This window comes from Halorubrum ejinorense (assembly GCF_055389685.1).
The window spans coordinates 1,631,184-1,646,697 of sequence record NZ_AP043777.1 but is presented as its reverse complement, the minus strand read 5'-3'; the positions used below and the strand labels follow the sequence as shown (position 1 = coordinate 1,646,697).

Below are 15,514 nucleotides of genomic sequence, written 5' to 3'. Positions count from 1 at the left end.
CGCGTCGACGGCGATCAGACCTCGGACACGCGGTCGGCGACGTCCGACTCCGGCGGGTCGGTCGCCGTCGACGCCACCGCGTCCATGAACGCGGTCCGGTAGCTCGCCGGGCCGTTCGGCTCGGCCGCGGCCGCGCGCTCGCCGGCCAGCCCGTACGCCGCCGTGGCGATGATTGCCGCCGCGGTCGTCGTCGCGACCGGGGCGTCCGCCCGCCCGGCGAGCGCGGTCACGGTTCCGAGCGTGCTCGCGAGCATACACCCGGAGCCGACGAACGACCCCATCCGCTCGTGACCGACGGCGAGTTCGTAGGGCCCCCGTTCTCCGCCGGCGACGACGTCGGTCGCTCCCGAGGCCACGACGACGGCGCCGGTCTCGGTCGCGAGCGCGTCGGCGGCGCCCGCGACGCCCGATTCCTCGCCCACGGACTCGACGCCCTTGACCGTCGCCTCCTCGCCCGCGAGGCCCCGGACCTCCCCCGCGTTGCCCTTGATCACGTCGAAATCGACCTCGTCGAGGAGTCGACCGACCGAGGCCACGCGGTGCGGCGTCGCGCCGTAGCCGACCGGATCGAGGACGACGGGAACGTCGGCCTCGTTCGCCCGGCGCCCGGCGTCGACCATCGCGTCGACGTCCTGGCGGCTCGCCGTGCCGGTGTTGATCACGACGGCGTCGGCGCCGGCCGCCATGTCGCCGGCCTCGGCCGGGGCGTCCGCCATCACCGGCAGCCCGCCCCAGTGGAGCGTGACGTTCGCCGTCTCGCTCGTCGTCACGTCGTTCGTGAGGTGGTGGACGAGGGGCGCGGCCTCGTCGACCGCGGACAGCGTCCGGCGGAGGAGGTCGCCGTCGAGGGCGGTCCCCGGGTCCCGCGCGTCAGACATCCGCGACCGCCTCCCCGACCTCCGCGGTCGCTTCCGCGGGGTCCTCGGCGGCCGTTATCGCCGAGAGGACCGCCACGCCGGTCGCGCCCGCCTCCACCACGGAGGCCGCGTTGCTCGCGTCGATGCCGCCGATCCCGATCACCGGCACGTCGACCGCGTCGGCGACGGCGGCTATCCGGTCGGTGCCGATCCCGTTCCGATCGTCGGGCACGTCCTTCGAGGTCGTCGCGTACACGGCGCCGACGCCGAGGTAGTCCGCGCCGGCGGCCGCGGCCTCGCGCGCCTCGTCGGCGGTCGACGTCGAGACGCCGACGGTCGCCGACTCGCCGAGGCGGTCGCGCGCGACCTCGACCGGAAGGTCCGACTGGCCGAGGTGGACCCCGTCGGCGTCGACCGCGGCGGCGAGGTCGATCCGGTCGTTGACGATCAGCGGCACGCCCGCCTCGGCGGTCAGTTCGCGGAGGCGGCGGCCGGTCTCGTACCGCTCTCGTGCGGAGGTTCCCTTGTCTCGGAGCTGAACGGCGTCGATGCCGGCGTCGAGCGCGGCCGCGACGACGTCGGGCGTGGTCCGCCCCGCCGACCGGCCCGCCGCCGTGACGAGGTACGTCTGCCACTGGTTGGTATTCATGTGTGGTACACACCGGGGAGTCGGCCCAAAACGGTTGCGCTCCGGGCGCCGCCGCACCGCGGACGGACAGACACAAGCCGACCCGTCCCGTACGCCGGTCCAATGCCATCCCGGCTCCGGAACGGCGCCGCTCGCGTCGCCGAGGCGGTCGCAGGCGCGCTCGACCGAGCCGGCGTCATCGACCGCTCGCGGCTCGACGAAACGATGGGACTGGCGTGGCCCCGGATCGTCACCGGGTTCGCGATCATGTCGAAAAACACCGTGGACCTCGCGGTGATCGGGTACGCGCTCGGCGTCTCCGCGGTCGCCGGGCTCGGGTACGCGTTCGCGTACTGGCAGCTGGCGAAGTTCGTCTCGATCGGGCTCGCCGGCGGCACCGTCTCGCTCGTCTCGCAGAACTACGGCGGCGACGAGCGCGGCCGGGCCGAGCTCGTCGTCAAGCAGTCGCTGATCGTGGCCGCGCTGCTCGCCGTCCCCATCGTCGCGGGCTACGTCCTCGGGGCGGAGCGGCTGATCGGGCTCGTGGGCGCCGACGGCGACGCGCTTGCGGCGGGAACCACCTACCTCGCCGTCACGGCGCCCGCGCTCGCCTTCGAGTTCTTCAACATGATCGCGAGCCGGACGTACGCCGGCGTCGGGGACACCCGCACGCCGATGGTCGCGCGCGCCGGCGGCGCGCTGTTGAACATCGTCCTCACCGGCTGGCTCGTCCTCGGCGCCGGTCTCGGCGTGTTCGGCGCCGCCTTCGGCACCGCGGTCTCCATCGGCGCGGTCGGCGTCGTCCTCGCGTGGGGGATGTCCGGCCGGTCGTACTTCGGTCGCGGCGCCTCGCCGGTCCCGGTCGGGGTCTCCGGCCCGTGGCTCGACGTCGACCTGAGCCGACAGCTCCTCCGGGTGTCGGCCCCGCTCATCGGGCGTCGGGTGGCGGAGGGCGTCGCGGTGTTCCCGCTCCTGTGGATCGCCTCGTCGTTCGGCGAGGCGGTCGTCGCCGCCCTCGAAGTCGGGCGCCGGGTCCGGGCGCTGCTCGGCAGCTTCAGCTGGGGCTTCTCGATCGCCGCGAGCACGCTCGTCGGCCAGCGGCTCGGCGCGGGCGACGAGTCGCTCGCGACCGCGTACGGCCGCGACGTGATCGCGCTGTCGGCCGTCGTCTACCTGCTCGCGTCGGCCGCGGTCGTCGTCGCCGCGCGCCCCGTCGCGGGCGTGTTCGTCGACGGCTCGGCGGCCGTGACCGCGACCGCGGCGTTCGTCGTCGCGGCCGCGGTGTCGGCGGTGCCGCTGGGCGTCGACGGCTCGATCACGGGGTCGCTCCGCGGCGCGGGCGACACCCGCTGGCCGTTCGCCGCGTCGATGGTCGGGCTGTACGTCGTCGCGCTTCCGGTCGCGCTCGTGGGGCTCGTCACGCCGCTCGGCGTCGCCGGCCTCTACGTGGCGCTGGTGGCCGAAAAGCTCGTGCCCGCCGGACTGAACGGCTACCGGTTCCGGTCGAACCGCTGGCAGGCCGTCAGCCGGCAGTACCGGCCCGGCGGCGGCGATGCGGACGAAGAAGTCGGGTGATTGGCGGCGAGCCGCTGAGTCTCGCGAGGCGCCGGGGCGTCACGGCGCCCGGTCGTCGTCAGGCGGTCGGAGCCTCGCGTCCTACTCGTCGTCCGTGACCGATTCGAGGACCTCGACGCTCCCGGTGAGCTGGCGGTGGACGTACGGCATGTCGATGCCGGCGTCGTCGAACGCCTCCTTCACCGCGGTGACGTACTCGGAGCGCACCCGGACGAAGTCGCCGCGGTCGGGGTCGTCGATCCACCAGCGCGACTGGAGTCCGACCGCCGAGTCGCCGAGTTCGGTCAGGCGGACCGACACGCCCGGATCGTCGAGAATCTCGTCGTGCGCCTCGGCCTTCTCGACGATGATGTCGGTCGCCTCCCCGATGTCGTCGTCGTAGCCGATCCCGAAGACGAACTTCTGTCGGAGCGTGTCGTAGGCGACGGGATTTTTCACCGCGTTGTTCGCGAGGTCGCCGTTCGGCACCGTCACGAGTTCGTTGTCGAACGTCCGGACCCGCGAGACGCGGAGGTCGATCTCCTCGACGCGGCCGGAGTTGCCGCTCCACTCGATCCAGTCGCCGACCTCGAACGGCTTGTCCTTGAGGATGAACACGCCGGCGACGAAGTTCCCGAGGAGGTCCTGCGCGGCGAAGCCGACCGCGAGCGCGATGGCGCCGCCGAACACCGCGAACGCCGAGAGGAAGCTGCCGTAGCCGGCCACGGCGAAGCCGATCGCGATCGCCGCCACCCAGACGACGGCGTTGAGCACGTTCGTGCCGAGGCTCAACACCGCCTCGTCGAACCCGCGCGACCTGACGATCCGCTGGAGCCCCGGGATCAGGACGAGCTTTCCGAGCAACAACACGGCGACGAAGCCGCCGACGAACCGGAGCGCGATCGTCGCGATCGCCGCCACGTCGACCGCGTTCGTGATCGCGTCGAGCTGTAAGGGGTACATCGTCCACTCATTACTGGGACTATATAAAGAAGCTACTGGCAGCGCGGTTGTTTACTCCCGGTCGCCCCGGCCGCGCCCGCGACTTCGATCGCGGCGCGTCAGTCGCTCCGAACGGCGAGCGGCCCGTCGCCGCGAGCGACCGCGCGAAGCCGTCGCCCGTGGACGTCGTCCGCGGCGATCCGCTCTCGGACCGGGGCGGGGATCCACGCCTCGCGGCCGGGAGGGTCGGGCGCGGGGTCGACGCCCGCGGGCCGAATATCGTCCGGGAGGTGTCGGGCGTACGTCGGGAGTCGCTCGCGGAGCGGCACGCCGCCGGCGTCGGCGACCGATTCGAGCCCGCGGAGGTCCGGCCACTCGTACGCCGGGTTGATGTAGTCGTCCGTGACCGGCGAGACGCCGCCGAGGTCGTCGATGCCGCAGTCGACGAGGTCGGCGGCCGGCGAGAGGTTCGGCGGCACTTGGACGGAGACCTCCTCGGGCAGCGCCGCCCGCGCCATCGCGACGACCCGGCGCATCGTGTCGAGGTCGGGCTTCGGGAAGTCGGAGCGCTCGTTCGGGACGACGTTCTGGACGATCACCTCCTGGACGTGGCCGTGTCGCTCGTGGAGCTCGCGGATGGCGAGCAGGCTCTCGGCGCGGTCCCGCCAGTCCTCGCCGATGCCGACGAGGATCCCGGTGGTGAACGGGACCCCCTGTCGCCCCGCCGCCCGGATCGTGTTGAGCCGCTGGCCGGGGGTCTTCCGGCGGCCGCCCGAGTGGGCGTCGACGTCGGCGGTCGTCTCCAGCATGACGCCCATCGAGGCGTTCACGTCCCGGAGGTCGGCGAACTGCGCCTCGGTCAGGTCGCCCGGGTTGGAGTGCGGGAGCAGCCCCTCCTCCAAGGCGATCTCGCAGGCGCGGTAGAGGTAGTCGTGGATCGAGTCGAACCCCCACTCGGCGAGCGTCTCGTGGACCGCGGTGTACCGGTCGTCCGGCTCGTCGCCGAAGGTGAAAAGCGCCTCCGTACAGCCCGCGTCGGCGCCGACTCGGCACTCCTCGCGCACCTCCTCGGGCGACAGCAGCGACGCCTCGCCCGGCACGTCGTAGTAGGTACAGTACGTACAGGTGTAGCGACACGCCGTGGTCAGCGGGACGAAGACGTTGCGCGCGAAGGTGAGCCGGTCGGCGGCCTCGACGTCTGCGGGACGGACCGAGAGCAGTCGCTCGACGTCCCGCTCGTCGACCGCGACGTCGACGCCGTACTCGTCAACCCCGGCGAACACGCCACTCACTCGCGGTCGACGTTTAAAAAGGATCGCGGTTGCGGATCCCCCCGGAGATACCGAATTCGGTTACGTCGCGGCCGGCCGGCACGGGTCGGGCAACCGGGCCGGCCTCCGCGCGAGACGGGACGCGTGCGGTTCGGTTCGGAAGCGAGCCGAAAAGCCGATAACCTGTGTCTCTCGAGGATGAAGCCATGCCCTCCCGACGATCCGCTCTCCGGACGGTCGGTGTCGCCGCGGCCGGCGCCTTGGCCGGCTGTTCGCGGCTCCGATCGCGCGGCGCTCGAATCGACCTGACCGTGTTCAACCAGACGGACGCTCCCTACACCGTCTACGTGGCGTTCTATCGCGACGACGGTGCGTCGGAGGCCGCGGCGAGAGCGTTCAGTTCGTCGTTCGACGTCGAACCCGACGGGGAGGCGACGGAAGAGGGAGTCGTCGATGCGGGGCGGTATCTCGTCAGCTATCACGCGTACGAAGAGGACTCGAAACTGACCGACGAGGGCCACGTTCACTTCATCCCGTCGGGGGACGAGACGGAGACCCTGACCTTCGACATCCAAGAAACGGGCGAGTTGACGCAGCGGTGAACGCCGTCGGGACGGACACGCGCCCGGCGCGGTGCGGCGGCGGCTCAGCCTCGAACCGCCGCCACGCGCCCCTCGTCCGCGTCGAGCGCGAAGCCCGCATCGCGCAGCCACTCCGCCGCGCGACCCTCGCCGTGGATCAGCACCTCCGCGAGGTCGGCGGGCTCGTCGACGTCGGTCGCGAGCCGGTGTGAGTCGACCGCGGCGAAGTCCGCGCCGACCTCGGCCGCGATCTCGCGGTGATCGAGGTACGACGCGCCGTGGTAGTCCACCCGGAACGCGGGATACGAGGCGACGAACGCGTTCGTGCCGCCGCCCCGGCCCGGCGCCATCGCGACGTCCGCGTCGCGGCCGGCATCGAATAGGCGGTCGAGCGCCGCCGGCGTCGCGAGCGCGAGGTCCGCCATCACGACGGCGACCGGGTCGGCGGCGGCGTCGCTCGCGCCGTCGGCCTCGAAGTGCCCGCCCAGCGCCGCGTTCACCGCGGTCGTCAGGGGGCGGTCGTCGACCGTGACCGGGGGGTCGACGTCGACGGCGCCCGTCGCCAACACCGTCGGTTCACCGCCGGCGGTCGCGACCGCGTCCAAGACGTCGTCGAGCATCGCCCGCGCGAACGCGGCCCGCTCGTCGGCCGAGAGGACGTCGGAGAGTCGCGACTTCGGGCGGTCGGTCGAAAACGGGACGATGACCTCCATCGCGGACGAGGGAGGTTAGAACAGGGATTCCAGCTCGTCGCTGTCGTCGCTGACGAGCTCGTCGAGGTTCTCGTCGCTCTCCTCGCGGATCTCGTCTAAGTTGTCCTGCGCCTCGATGGCGACCTGCTGGAGCTCCTTGATCCGCGGGACGTTCGTGACGCCCGCGAGCAGGATGACGGTCGCGACGAAGCCGGCGCCGCGGTACGGGTAGTCCCCGCCCCGGACCTCCATCGAGCCGGTCTGCTCTTCGAGCCACTTCCGCCCGCGCTCGATACCCTTCCGGTTGAGGTACTCCGGCGGTCCCGCGAGCACGAGCAGCGCGCGCTCCGCGCCCTCGATCTCACACGGAAGCGTGAGCCGGCCCAGCGCCGCCTTGCGCACGAGGCTGGTGATCCGGTTCGTGGTGTGTGCGCTGTCGAGCTCCTCGTCGTTGCCGTCGTCGCGGAGCCGCGAGAGCAGCCCGCCGGAGGAGCGCTCCTCGACCTCCTCCTCGGCGTAGCCGACCGTGGAGACGCCGCCGCCGGAGAGCGTGTTGATGATCTCGGAGGAGTCGACGACGCTCTCGGCGACCTCCTGGCCCTGCTGGATCTCGCCCGCGCCGAACAGGATGCCGAAGCGGCGGACGATCTCCTCGTTGATCTCCTCGTAGCCGCCCTGGACGGACTCGCCCGTCTTCCGCCAGGCGTCGTTGTCGAACACCATCAGGTTGTCCACCTCGCGGACGAACGTCTGGAACGAGCGGGCCGCGTTGAGGGTGTAGATCCCGCCCTCGTCGCTGCCCGGCAGGATGCCGAGCCCGTAGACGGGCTCGGTGTAGATCCGCTTGAGGTGTTTCGCGAGCACCGGCGCGCCGCCGGAGCCCGTGCCGCCGCCGAGCCCGGCGACGACGAGGAAGGCGTCGACCTCGTGGACCGGGATCGAGTCGATCGCTCCCTGGACCTCGTCGATGTCCTCCTCGGCGATCTCCGCGCCCAGCTCGTTGTCCGCGCCGACCCCGTGCCCCTTCACGCGGGACTGCCCGATGAGGACGCGCTGGTCCTCGGCGATGTGTTCGAGCCCCATGAGGTCGGCCTTCGCTGTGTTGACGGCCGCCGCGGCCCGTACGATCTCGGAGCCCGTCCGTTTGTCGTACTCCAAGAACTTGTCAACGACTTTGCCCCCTGCCTGTCCGAATCCGATCATTGCGAGTTTCATCGTGTGCTCCCTCCGCGTTTGAAATGAAGAGAATGGGATCTCATATATAACCCTTTGGTTGCCATTACCATCAGTGATACTAGAGCAGTTGACACGTTCGGTGCGACGTTCATTCGATCCCGAGGTAGCCCCCGAGCGTCGTCAACCCGGACTGGTCGACGCCGAACGCCCCGACGTCGTTGTCGGCGGTCGTGTTGTCGAACTTCAGCGAGCGGTACTGGTCCGGCCCCATCGGGAAGCCGGGCACCGCACCGAGGACGGAGAGCCCGATCTTGGCGAGCGGCATGGGCAGGGGGACGATGGTGACGCCCTTCTTCTCGGCCTCGTAGACGTAGTCCGTCACCTGCCGGAGCGTGAGCACTTCCGGCCCACCGATCTCGTAGGTCTCGCCGACGTGTCCGTCGTCGGTCACCGCCGCGGCGATCATCGGCACGAGGTCCTCGACGTGGATCGGCTGGAAGCGCGTCTTGCCGCCGCCGGGAAGCGGGTACAGCGGCACGCCCGGGGCGAACATCCCCTTCAGCCGCTTGGTGAAGGAGACGAACTCGCCGCCCTCGCCGAAGACGACCGAGGGACGGAAGATCGTCCAGTCGAGGTCGCTGTCGCGGACGATCGTCTCGGCCTGCCCCTTCGCGCGGATGTAGGCGGTGTCGCCACGCGGGTCCGCGCCGAGCGCGCTCAGCTGGACGAATCGCTCGACGCCGCCCGCCTCGGCCGCGCGGACGAGGTTCTCGGTCCCCCCGCGGTGGATCCGGTCGTGCATGCGATTGCCGCCGTCGGGTTCGAACAGCGGCGAGAGCGCCACCAGGTTCACGACCGCGTCGTGCCCCTCGACCGCCGATTCGACGGAGTCGTAGTCGGTCACGTCCCCGCGGACGCCGGTCACGCCGTCCGGCGTTCCCTCGGGCGAGCGGGCGAGCGCGGTCACCGCGTGGTCATCGGCGGCCAGCGTCCGACAGAGGTACGATCCGATGAAGCCGGTCCCCCCGGCTACCAACACTTTCATGCGTCGCACGTCGCGTGGAAGGCCCGTAAACCTACCGCGATGTCAGACGTCCGGGCGGCGAGTGGGCGAACGGTGCGCGACCGTCCACCGGGTCGCCTCAGTCTTCCGCTCGCGTCGGGACCGCCAACACCGGAACGGGGGCGGTCCGGAGGGTCCGTTCGGCGACGCTTCCCAGCAGGGACCGGCCCACGCCGGTCCGCCCGTGGGTCCCTATCGCCACGAAGTCGACGCCGGGGTCGTCGACGTACGCTCGGATGCCGCGCGCGGCGGAGGAGGCGCCCTCGACGGCGCCGACGGCGTCCACGCCCGCGTCCTCGGCGCGCGCTATCCCGTCCGCGATCGCGTCCTCGGCGTACTTTGAGAGGACGTCGATCTCGATGTGGTCGCCGACACCGATGCCGCCGGTCTCGACGACCGAGAGGACGTGGACCGTCGCGCCCGCCCGCTTCGCGACCGGGAGCGCCCGATCGAGCGCGGCGGTCGCGGCGGGGCTACCGTCTGTCGGGACCAAGATGTCCTCGTACGGGTAGCGGGTCTCCTCGTCGCCCGGACGGAGCGCGAGGACCGGCACGGGCGACTGCCGAACGACGCGCTCGGTGGTGCTCCCGACGAGGTGTTCCATCCCTTGGCGGCCCTTCGTCGACATGGCGACGAGGTCGGCGTCGATCTCGTCGGCGTACGCGACGATCGTCTCGGGGACGCCGCCCTGTCTGACGGCGGTCTCCGTCTCGACGCCGCGGTCCGCGGCGCGGTCGGCTGCGTCCGCCACGATCGAGTCGCCCTCGCGTTCGAGCACGTCCACCACGTCGCCGCCGATCCGGGTCACGCTGTCGCGGGTCGTGTCCGCGACGTGGAGGAGGTGAACCGTCGCGTCGTGGTCGGCGGCGATCGCCAAGATGTGTTCGAAGGCCGCCGCGGCCGCGTCGCTGCCGTCTGTCGGGACGCAGATCCGGTCGAACATACCGACCGGTCACGGTCGGAGGTGAAAAGCGCTCGTGTCGTCTCGGCTGAACGTTACGTCCCGTCGCCGTCCAGCGCCCCCGCGCCGTCGGCCGAGGACTCGCCGTCCGCGTCGGCCCCGTCGTCGAGTCGAGTGACTCGGACCGTCGAGATGCGCGCGCCGTCGACGGCGGTGACCTCGAAGGCGAACGCGTCCGTCTCCGCGGCGTCGCCGACTTCCGGCGAGCGCCCGATCCGGTCGAGGACGAACCCGCCGAGCGTCTCGTAGCCGTCACCGCTGAGGTCGGTTCCGAGCGCGTCGTTGACGTCGGTGAGCGGGACCGAGCCGTCCGCCTCGTGCGTGCGCTCGTCGGTCCGCCGGATCGTGTGGTGTCGGCCGGCGGTGTCGAACTCGTCGCGGAGGTCGCCGACGAGCGCCTCGGCGACGTCCTCGACGGTCGCGATCCCCTCGAAGGCGCCCCACTCGTCGATGACCGCCGCCATCTGCCGGCGCTCGTCGCGGAACTGGACGAGGAGGTCGCTCGCGGTCGTCGTCTCCGGGACCACGAGTATCTCGTGGGCCAGATCGCTCGCGGTGGCGTCGTTTTCGTCCGCCTCCGTCGCGCGCAACACGTCTTTCACGTCCACGAAGCCGACGACACGGTCGGCGTCGTCGCGGTCGACGACGGGGTACCGGGTGTGCCCGGCGTCGAGGACCGTCTCGCGGATCGCGGACAGCGACGCGTCGGCGGACAGCGAGACCACGTCGGGCCGCGGCACCATCAGCTCCCGGGCCGCGGTGTCGTCGAGTTCGAAGACGCCCTCGATCATCGCGACCTCGGACTCGTCGACGTGGCCGGCCTCGCCGGCGCGCGCCAGTACGCGACGGATCTCTCGCTCTTCGAGCGTCTCGTCGCTCTCCGAGGCGGGCGGGACGCCGATGAGCGTCGTGAAGGCGTTCGCGGTGCCGTTGAACACCGCGATGCCGGGCGCGAACAGTAGGTACGCGAGCCGCATCGGCGGCGCGAGCAGCAGCGAGATCCGCTCCGCCTGCGCGATGGCGATGGTCTTCGGCGCGAGCTCGCCGAAGACGACGTGGAGGAACGTGATGAACGAGAAGCCGACCGCGAACGCCACGAGGTGGACGACGCTCTGCGGGAGCAGCGGCCCGAGGACCGGCTCGATCAGCGCCGCCACCGCGGGCTCGCCGATCCACCCGAGACCGAGCGACGCGAGCGTGATCCCGAGCTGGGTCGCAGCGAGGTAGTCGTCGAGGTTGGTCATGACCTCTTGGAGCGTCTCGGCGCCGGCCTTCCCCTCCTCGACCAACCGGTCGACCGAGGTGGCTCGGATCCGGACGAAGGCGAACTCCGAGGCGACGAAGAAGCCGTTCAACACGACCAGCACCAGCGCGGCCGCCACTCGCGTGAGCGAGACGGCGACGCTTACCATCCCTTTCCTCCGGGCGTGCGAACGACAGGCGAATGGACGACCATGCCCGCCGTTCGGGAAGCGGTCACTAAAAAGGCCGTCAACGAGCGCCGGTCGGGGCGAGGAGCGGCCCGGGCGTCAGACCGACCCGGCCTCGCGGCGGTCCGGGCGGTTTATTCGTCGCCGCGGCGGAACGCGACCATGCTGATCACGCTGGAGGGACTCGACGGGAGCGGGAAGACGACGGTCTGGGAGGCGCTCCAGGACGTGTACCCCGACGCGACATTCACCTGCGAGCCCACCGATAGCTGGTACGGAGAGGCCGTCTCGCGTTCGATGGCCGACTCGGAGGCCGACCCGCTCGCGGAGCTGTTCCTGTACACCGCCGACCACGCGAACCACCTCTCGGAGACGGTGCGGCCGGCGCTCGCCGACGGCGGACTGGTGATCTCCGACCGCTACTCCGACTCGCGGTTCGCCTATCAGGGGGCGACGATCGAGCGCTCGGACGCGGACGTTCAGCGACCGCTGGAGTACGTTCGCGGCATCCACTCGGCGTTCTCGCGGCCGCCGGACGCGACCGTCTACCTCGATCTGGACCCGCAGGCCGCCGCCGAACGCGCCGGGCGGACCGACAAGTTCGAGCGCGGCGGCTACCTCACGGCGGTGCGTGACAACTACGAGCGCCTGATCGACGCCGACCCCGGACGGTTCCGTCGCGTCGACGCGACCCGAGCGCCGGAGGACGTGATCGCCCGGGTCGAAGAGGTCGTCGCCGATCTGGTCGACCGCTGAGCGAGGGCGGGTCGGGCGGCCCTTCCGCTCGGGGCCTCACCGGGTGTCCGGCAGTTCGTACTCCTCGGGCGACGGGACGTAGAGGTAGTCGATCGCGACCCCGAGCGCCAGCGGGAGCCCGATCAGCAGGGCGAGAAGGATCGTCGGGCTGCCGACGTTGATGCCGGTCCCGACGCCGAGCGCGCCGGTGAAGACGAGCGTCGAGACGAGAAGCAGCGCGGGCGTCAAGAGGGCGGTGTACAGGATCGACCCCCACGACGTCGAGAGCCGGAGGCGGAAGAAGCGGGTCGCGACGCCGGCGAGGAACGTGTGAAACGCGACCAGGGCGAGGAGGCTGCCGAACCCGAACAGCGCGAGCATGGGCTGGGGTACGGGCCGCCGACACTTCCCCCTATCGCCCTCGGCGTCCGGCGGGAATCGAGGAGGCGGTGCGAACGCGGTCAGACCGCCCCGTCGTTCCCCTGTCGCCGCGCCGACGAAATCAGGCCGGAGACCGGCTCCGTGTACTCGTACCCGGGAATCACGCCCTGGACGTACGTCCCCTCGACGAAGTTGATCAGCGCGCCGGCGTCGTCGACGCCGCGTCGCTCGTTGATGTCGGTGAACGCGTAGGTGACCCTGATCTCGTCGGCGTCGCGGTCGACGACCGGGTCGAACTCGCGCTCGGCTCGCGTCACGCCGCCCACGTCGACCGCGCGGCGCTCGAACGTGTCGGCCCACCCGTCCTCGACCACGTCGGCGACCTGGTCTTCGGTGACCGCCGAGAGCGCGGGCACCCGGACGGTGACCGTGAACCGCGTCCGTCCGTTTTCGGCCGGCTCCACGCCGACCGCGCCGTCGAAGGCGGTCGTCACGGAGACCCACTCGTCGCCCTCGCGCTCGAACGAATCGTGGTCCGCGAACGCCCGACGGACTCGGTCGGGGAGCTCGTCGGTCCGGTCGCCGTCGGTCCTGTCGTCGGTGCCGTCGACGGCGTCGCGCTCGCCGGCTGGTCCGGTGTCGTCGTCGGTTCCGGTCATACCGATCACGAGGCGTCGGGACCTGAAAAACGGCTCGCGTCGCCGTCGTCATCGAAACGGGCACGGCGGGCCGGTACGTGGGGCCCTTTTGTGCGTCGACCGACGAGGCGAGGTATGGCAGACCAGTTCCGCTCGACGGAGGGATTGATCGACGCGATCGCGGACGCGACGTTCGACCGACCGCCCGCGCTCGTCAGCAACGCCCACATCACTGGGCTCGCCGTCGCTCGCGCGCTCGACGCTCACGACGTGCCCGTGATCGCGCTCGACCGGGCCGACGGGAGCGCGGGAGACGGGCCGGGCGACGCGGGCGGTGCCGTCACGCACGACGGGCTCGCGCCGCCGTCGGACGCGGTCGACTTCGCCGGGGCGGTGACGTACCCACTCGACGACCTCGACGGCTTCCGCGAGGACGTGGAAGCGATCGTCGACGCCGCGGGGACCGAGGCGGTCGCGTTCGGCTGTATGGACGAGTGGGCGCTGTCGTACGCGGAGGCCGACCCCGAGGGCGTCCGACTCCCCTTCGCCGGGAGCGACACGCTCGACGACGTGTTGAACAAGTCGGCGCTGTACGCGACCTGCGAGGCGCTCGACGTCCCCTACCCCGAGACGTACCGGCTCGCGGAGACCGCGGCCGCCGGCACGCGGGACGCCGACGCGACGGTCGACGAGGCCGCCGACGAGGTCGGCTTCCCGCTGGTGGTGAAACCCGAGCTCAAGCGCGACTTCGAGGAGGCGTTCGGCACCAACGTGATCGAGGTCGCGGACCGCGAGGAGCTCGCGGACGTCGTCGCGGCCGCGAGCGACGAGGGGATCGCCGTGATGGCTCAGAAGCGCGTCGACATCGCGACGGGACGCGACCACTCGCTGGCCTCCTACGTGCCCCCGTCGGGCACCGACGACGCGCTCGCGGTCGTCGGCAACGCCGCGGTGCGCTACCCGATGAACTTCGGCACCTCCTGTCTCGTCGAGACGGCGGACGAGCCGGCCATCCGGGAGCGCGCGCTCGCCGTCCTCGGCGACGCCGGGTACCACGGGATCAGCGAGGCGGAGTTCGTCTACGACGAGGCCCGCGAGGAGTTCCTGCTGCTCGACGTCAACACCCGGCCGTGGAAGTGGATCGCCATGCCCGTCGCCGCCGGCGCGAACCTCCCGATGGCGGCGTACGCGAGCGTCACCGACGCGAGCTACGACTCCGACGGCGTCGAGCCGACGCGGTGGGTGTACCTCCGCGACTACCTCTCGCTGCTCGCCGGCGACGACCCGTTCTGGGACCAGCTCTCGGCCGCCGACTGGCGTCGGCTCGTCTCCGGGGCGTTCGAGCGCGAGGGCGACCTGACGACCGGGGTGTACCGCCCCTCCGACCCGGGACCGGCGGCGAAGCTGTTCGAGACGGAGTTCGTCGACCGCGAGTACTACTGTTCCTGTTGAAGCGGCCGCGTTTCGGGAGAGGGGCCGTGCCGCGAGCCGCCCTGAGAGGCGGTCACACGATCTGCTCGCGTCCGCTCGTCTCGACCGAAACGCGAGGGCAACGAACGGTTCGGCGTCGGTAGCCGCCGTGACTGCTCGACGAAGTAACCGAAATCAGTCACAGAAAAGAGATTTGTAATCAGAGTCGGTATCGTACGTGTGAACCGCCGGCACTACCTCCGGGCCGTCGGCGTCGGCGGGGCCCTTTCGCTCGCCGGCTGTACCGGTAGCGCCTCGACCGGCGCGGAGCCGGGCGTTTCCGGGGCCACCCTGACGGTCGCGGCGTCGACGACGACCCACGACAGCGGACTCCTCGACGCGCTCACACCCGGGTTTTCTCGGACCTTCGGGGCGTCGATGCGAACGGTCGTGCGGGGGACCGGCGGCGCGCTGCGGACGGCCCGGGACGGGGACTGCGACGCCGTCCTCGTCCACGCTCGACCGCTGGAGGACGCGTTCCTCCGCGACGGGCACGGGGTCAACCGCCGGGCGGTCACGGTCAACGACTTCCTCGTCGTCGGGCCGCCCGACGACCCGGCCGGCGCGGCCGGCGACGATCCCGTCACCGCCTTCGAAGCCGTCGCCGACGCCGAGGCCCCGTTCCTGTCGCGAGGGGACCGGTCCGGGACCCACCTCCGCGAACGCCGGCTCTGGGACGAGGCCGGGATCGACCCCGCCGGCGACTGGTACGGCGAGACGGGCCAAGGGATGGGCAACACGCTCGCGCTGGCCGCCGAGACCGGCGCCTACACGCTCGCCGACCGCGGGACCTTTCTCAACGTCGTCGACGACGGGCTGACGGCCCACGTCGACCGCGGTATCGACGCCCCGGGGCCGTTGCTCCGCAACGAGTACGCCGTCATCCCGGTCAATCCGGCCCGCCACGACGTCGCGTACCCCCTCGCGATGGCGTTCGCGGGCTATCTCACCGGCCCGGCCCAGGAGACGATAGAGGAGTTCCGGATCGCGGGGGAGCGCGCGTTTCGGCCCGTCGGCCGGTCGGCGACGCCCGCCTTCGAGCAGTACGTCCCGAGCGACTGGCGCTGACCGGCGGTCCGTGTCAGTCAACGTCACGGGTGAAACGCAACGGTTAGTGCGCACCTCGACACAGGGG

The 15,514-nt window shown here is 71.4% G+C and carries 16 protein-coding genes; 5 read left to right on the top strand and 11 right to left on the bottom strand.

The features are described from left to right. Window positions 1-14 precede the first annotated feature (14 nt). Together thiM and thiE are read right to left on the bottom strand one after the other, a co-directional pair. A complete protein-coding gene (gene thiM / locus ACZ5KW_RS09450; protein ID WP_343777490.1) occupies window positions 15-878 on the bottom strand; it encodes a hydroxyethylthiazole kinase in 864 nt (287 codons plus the stop codon). Continuing rightward, the gene (thiE, locus tag ACZ5KW_RS09445; RefSeq protein ID WP_343777491.1) at window positions 871-1,506 is read right to left on the bottom strand and encodes a thiamine phosphate synthase; all 636 of its coding nucleotides are present in this window, start codon (window positions 1,504-1,506) and stop codon (window positions 871-873) included. Before thiE ends, thiM begins: the two co-directional genes overlap by 8 nt. Window positions 1,507-1,608: 102 nt before the next feature. Here thiE and ACZ5KW_RS09440 point away from each other — a divergent pair, with 102 nt between their 5' ends. Continuing rightward, on the top strand, window positions 1,609-3,060 hold the full coding sequence (locus ACZ5KW_RS09440; protein WP_343777493.1) for an MATE family efflux transporter: 1,452 nt from the start codon (window positions 1,609-1,611) through the stop codon (window positions 3,058-3,060). A gap of 81 nt (window positions 3,061-3,141) precedes the next feature. On the opposite strand, the gene ACZ5KW_RS09435 is transcribed toward ACZ5KW_RS09440, so the two are convergent. Next, the gene (locus ACZ5KW_RS09435; RefSeq protein ID WP_343777495.1) at window positions 3,142-4,002 is read right to left on the bottom strand and encodes a mechanosensitive ion channel family protein; all 861 of its coding nucleotides are present in this window, start codon (window positions 4,000-4,002) and stop codon (window positions 3,142-3,144) included. A 98-nt stretch (window positions 4,003-4,100) separates the two neighbouring features. Beyond that, complete coding sequence (gene cofG / locus ACZ5KW_RS09430; RefSeq protein WP_343777496.1) at window positions 4,101-5,264, bottom strand: 7,8-didemethyl-8-hydroxy-5-deazariboflavin synthase subunit CofG; 1,164 nt, start codon at window positions 5,262-5,264, stop codon at window positions 4,101-4,103. A gap of 194 nt (window positions 5,265-5,458) precedes the next feature. Between cofG and ACZ5KW_RS09425 the strand changes: the two genes are divergently transcribed. Continuing rightward, window positions 5,459-5,854, top strand: coding sequence for a hypothetical protein (locus tag ACZ5KW_RS09425; protein ID WP_343777497.1), 396 nt, complete (start codon window positions 5,459-5,461; stop codon window positions 5,852-5,854). A 44-nt stretch (window positions 5,855-5,898) separates the two neighbouring features. On the opposite strand, the gene cofC is transcribed toward ACZ5KW_RS09425, so the two are convergent. From cofC to ACZ5KW_RS09400, 5 genes are all read right to left on the bottom strand, one after another. Beyond that, the gene (gene cofC / locus ACZ5KW_RS09420; RefSeq protein WP_343777498.1) at window positions 5,899-6,546 is read right to left on the bottom strand and encodes a 2-phospho-L-lactate guanylyltransferase; all 648 of its coding nucleotides are present in this window, start codon (window positions 6,544-6,546) and stop codon (window positions 5,899-5,901) included. Between the two features lie 15 nt (window positions 6,547-6,561). Next, window positions 6,562-7,740, bottom strand: coding sequence for a tubulin/FtsZ family protein (locus ACZ5KW_RS09415; protein WP_172863972.1), 1,179 nt, complete (start codon window positions 7,738-7,740; stop codon window positions 6,562-6,564). A gap of 109 nt (window positions 7,741-7,849) precedes the next feature. Beyond that, the gene (locus tag ACZ5KW_RS09410) at window positions 7,850-8,746 is read right to left on the bottom strand and encodes a complex I NDUFA9 subunit family protein (protein ID WP_343777500.1); all 897 of its coding nucleotides are present in this window, start codon (window positions 8,744-8,746) and stop codon (window positions 7,850-7,852) included. Window positions 8,747-8,843: 97 nt separating this feature from the next. Next, a complete protein-coding gene (locus ACZ5KW_RS09405; protein WP_343777502.1) occupies window positions 8,844-9,707 on the bottom strand; it encodes a universal stress protein in 864 nt (287 codons plus the stop codon). Between the two features lie 53 nt (window positions 9,708-9,760). Beyond that, window positions 9,761-11,137 carry a hemolysin family protein gene (locus ACZ5KW_RS09400; RefSeq protein ID WP_343777503.1) on the bottom strand — a complete coding sequence of 459 codons (1,377 nt, stop codon included), beginning with the start codon at window positions 11,135-11,137 and terminating at the stop codon, window positions 9,761-9,763. A gap of 180 nt (window positions 11,138-11,317) precedes the next feature. Between ACZ5KW_RS09400 and tmk the strand changes: the two genes are divergently transcribed. After that, on the top strand, window positions 11,318-11,911 hold the full coding sequence (gene tmk, locus ACZ5KW_RS09395) for a dTMP kinase (RefSeq protein WP_343777505.1): 594 nt from the start codon (window positions 11,318-11,320) through the stop codon (window positions 11,909-11,911). Between the two features lie 36 nt (window positions 11,912-11,947). On the opposite strand, the gene ACZ5KW_RS09390 is transcribed toward tmk, so the two are convergent. Next, on the bottom strand, window positions 11,948-12,271 hold the full coding sequence (locus ACZ5KW_RS09390; RefSeq protein ID WP_343777507.1) for a hypothetical protein: 324 nt from the start codon (window positions 12,269-12,271) through the stop codon (window positions 11,948-11,950). 80 nt (window positions 12,272-12,351) lie between these two features. After that, window positions 12,352-12,930: a DUF5813 family protein gene (locus ACZ5KW_RS09385; protein WP_343777509.1), complete on the bottom strand. Its 579-nt coding sequence runs from the start codon at window positions 12,928-12,930 to the stop codon at window positions 12,352-12,354. Window positions 12,931-13,044: 114 nt separating this feature from the next. On the opposite strand from ACZ5KW_RS09385, the gene ACZ5KW_RS09380 reads away from it, so the two are divergent. Together ACZ5KW_RS09380 and ACZ5KW_RS09375 are read left to right on the top strand one after the other, a co-directional pair. Next, complete coding sequence (locus tag ACZ5KW_RS09380; RefSeq protein WP_343777510.1) at window positions 13,045-14,361, top strand: carboxylate--amine ligase; 1,317 nt, start codon at window positions 13,045-13,047, stop codon at window positions 14,359-14,361. Window positions 14,362-14,559: 198 nt separating this feature from the next. Beyond that, the gene (locus tag ACZ5KW_RS09375) at window positions 14,560-15,447 is read left to right on the top strand and encodes an ABC transporter substrate-binding protein (protein ID WP_343777511.1); all 888 of its coding nucleotides are present in this window, start codon (window positions 14,560-14,562) and stop codon (window positions 15,445-15,447) included. Window positions 15,448-15,514 lie beyond the last annotated feature (67 nt).

Excerpts from the sequence above, each read along its gene's own strand:
- thiM (WP_343777490.1), bottom strand. The coding sequence starts at position 878 with ATGTCTGACGCGCGGGACCCGGGGACCGCCCTCGACGGCGACCTCCTC.
- thiE (WP_343777491.1), bottom strand. The coding sequence starts at position 1,506 with ATGAATACCAACCAGTGGCAGACGTACCTCGTCACGGCGGCGGGCCGG.
- ACZ5KW_RS09440 (WP_343777493.1), top strand. The coding sequence starts at position 1,609 with ATGCCATCCCGGCTCCGGAACGGCGCCGCTCGCGTCGCCGAGGCGGTC.
- ACZ5KW_RS09435 (WP_343777495.1), bottom strand. The coding sequence starts at position 4,002 with ATGTACCCCTTACAGCTCGACGCGATCACGAACGCGGTCGACGTGGCG.
- ACZ5KW_RS09425 (WP_343777497.1), top strand. The coding sequence starts at position 5,459 with ATGCCCTCCCGACGATCCGCTCTCCGGACGGTCGGTGTCGCCGCGGCC.
- cofC (WP_343777498.1), bottom strand. The coding sequence starts at position 6,546 with ATGGAGGTCATCGTCCCGTTTTCGACCGACCGCCCGAAGTCGCGACTC.
- ACZ5KW_RS09415 (WP_172863972.1), bottom strand. The coding sequence starts at position 7,740 with ATGAAACTCGCAATGATCGGATTCGGACAGGCAGGGGGCAAAGTCGTT.
- ACZ5KW_RS09410 (WP_343777500.1), bottom strand. The coding sequence starts at position 8,746 with ATGAAAGTGTTGGTAGCCGGGGGGACCGGCTTCATCGGATCGTACCTC.
- ACZ5KW_RS09405 (WP_343777502.1), bottom strand. The coding sequence starts at position 9,707 with ATGTTCGACCGGATCTGCGTCCCGACAGACGGCAGCGACGCGGCCGCG.
- ACZ5KW_RS09400 (WP_343777503.1), bottom strand. The coding sequence starts at position 11,137 with ATGGTAAGCGTCGCCGTCTCGCTCACGCGAGTGGCGGCCGCGCTGGTG.
- tmk (WP_343777505.1), top strand. The coding sequence starts at position 11,318 with ATGCTGATCACGCTGGAGGGACTCGACGGGAGCGGGAAGACGACGGTC.
- ACZ5KW_RS09390 (WP_343777507.1), bottom strand. The coding sequence starts at position 12,271 with ATGCTCGCGCTGTTCGGGTTCGGCAGCCTCCTCGCCCTGGTCGCGTTT.
- ACZ5KW_RS09385 (WP_343777509.1), bottom strand. The coding sequence starts at position 12,930 with ATGACCGGAACCGACGACGACACCGGACCAGCCGGCGAGCGCGACGCC.
- ACZ5KW_RS09380 (WP_343777510.1), top strand. The coding sequence starts at position 13,045 with ATGGCAGACCAGTTCCGCTCGACGGAGGGATTGATCGACGCGATCGCG.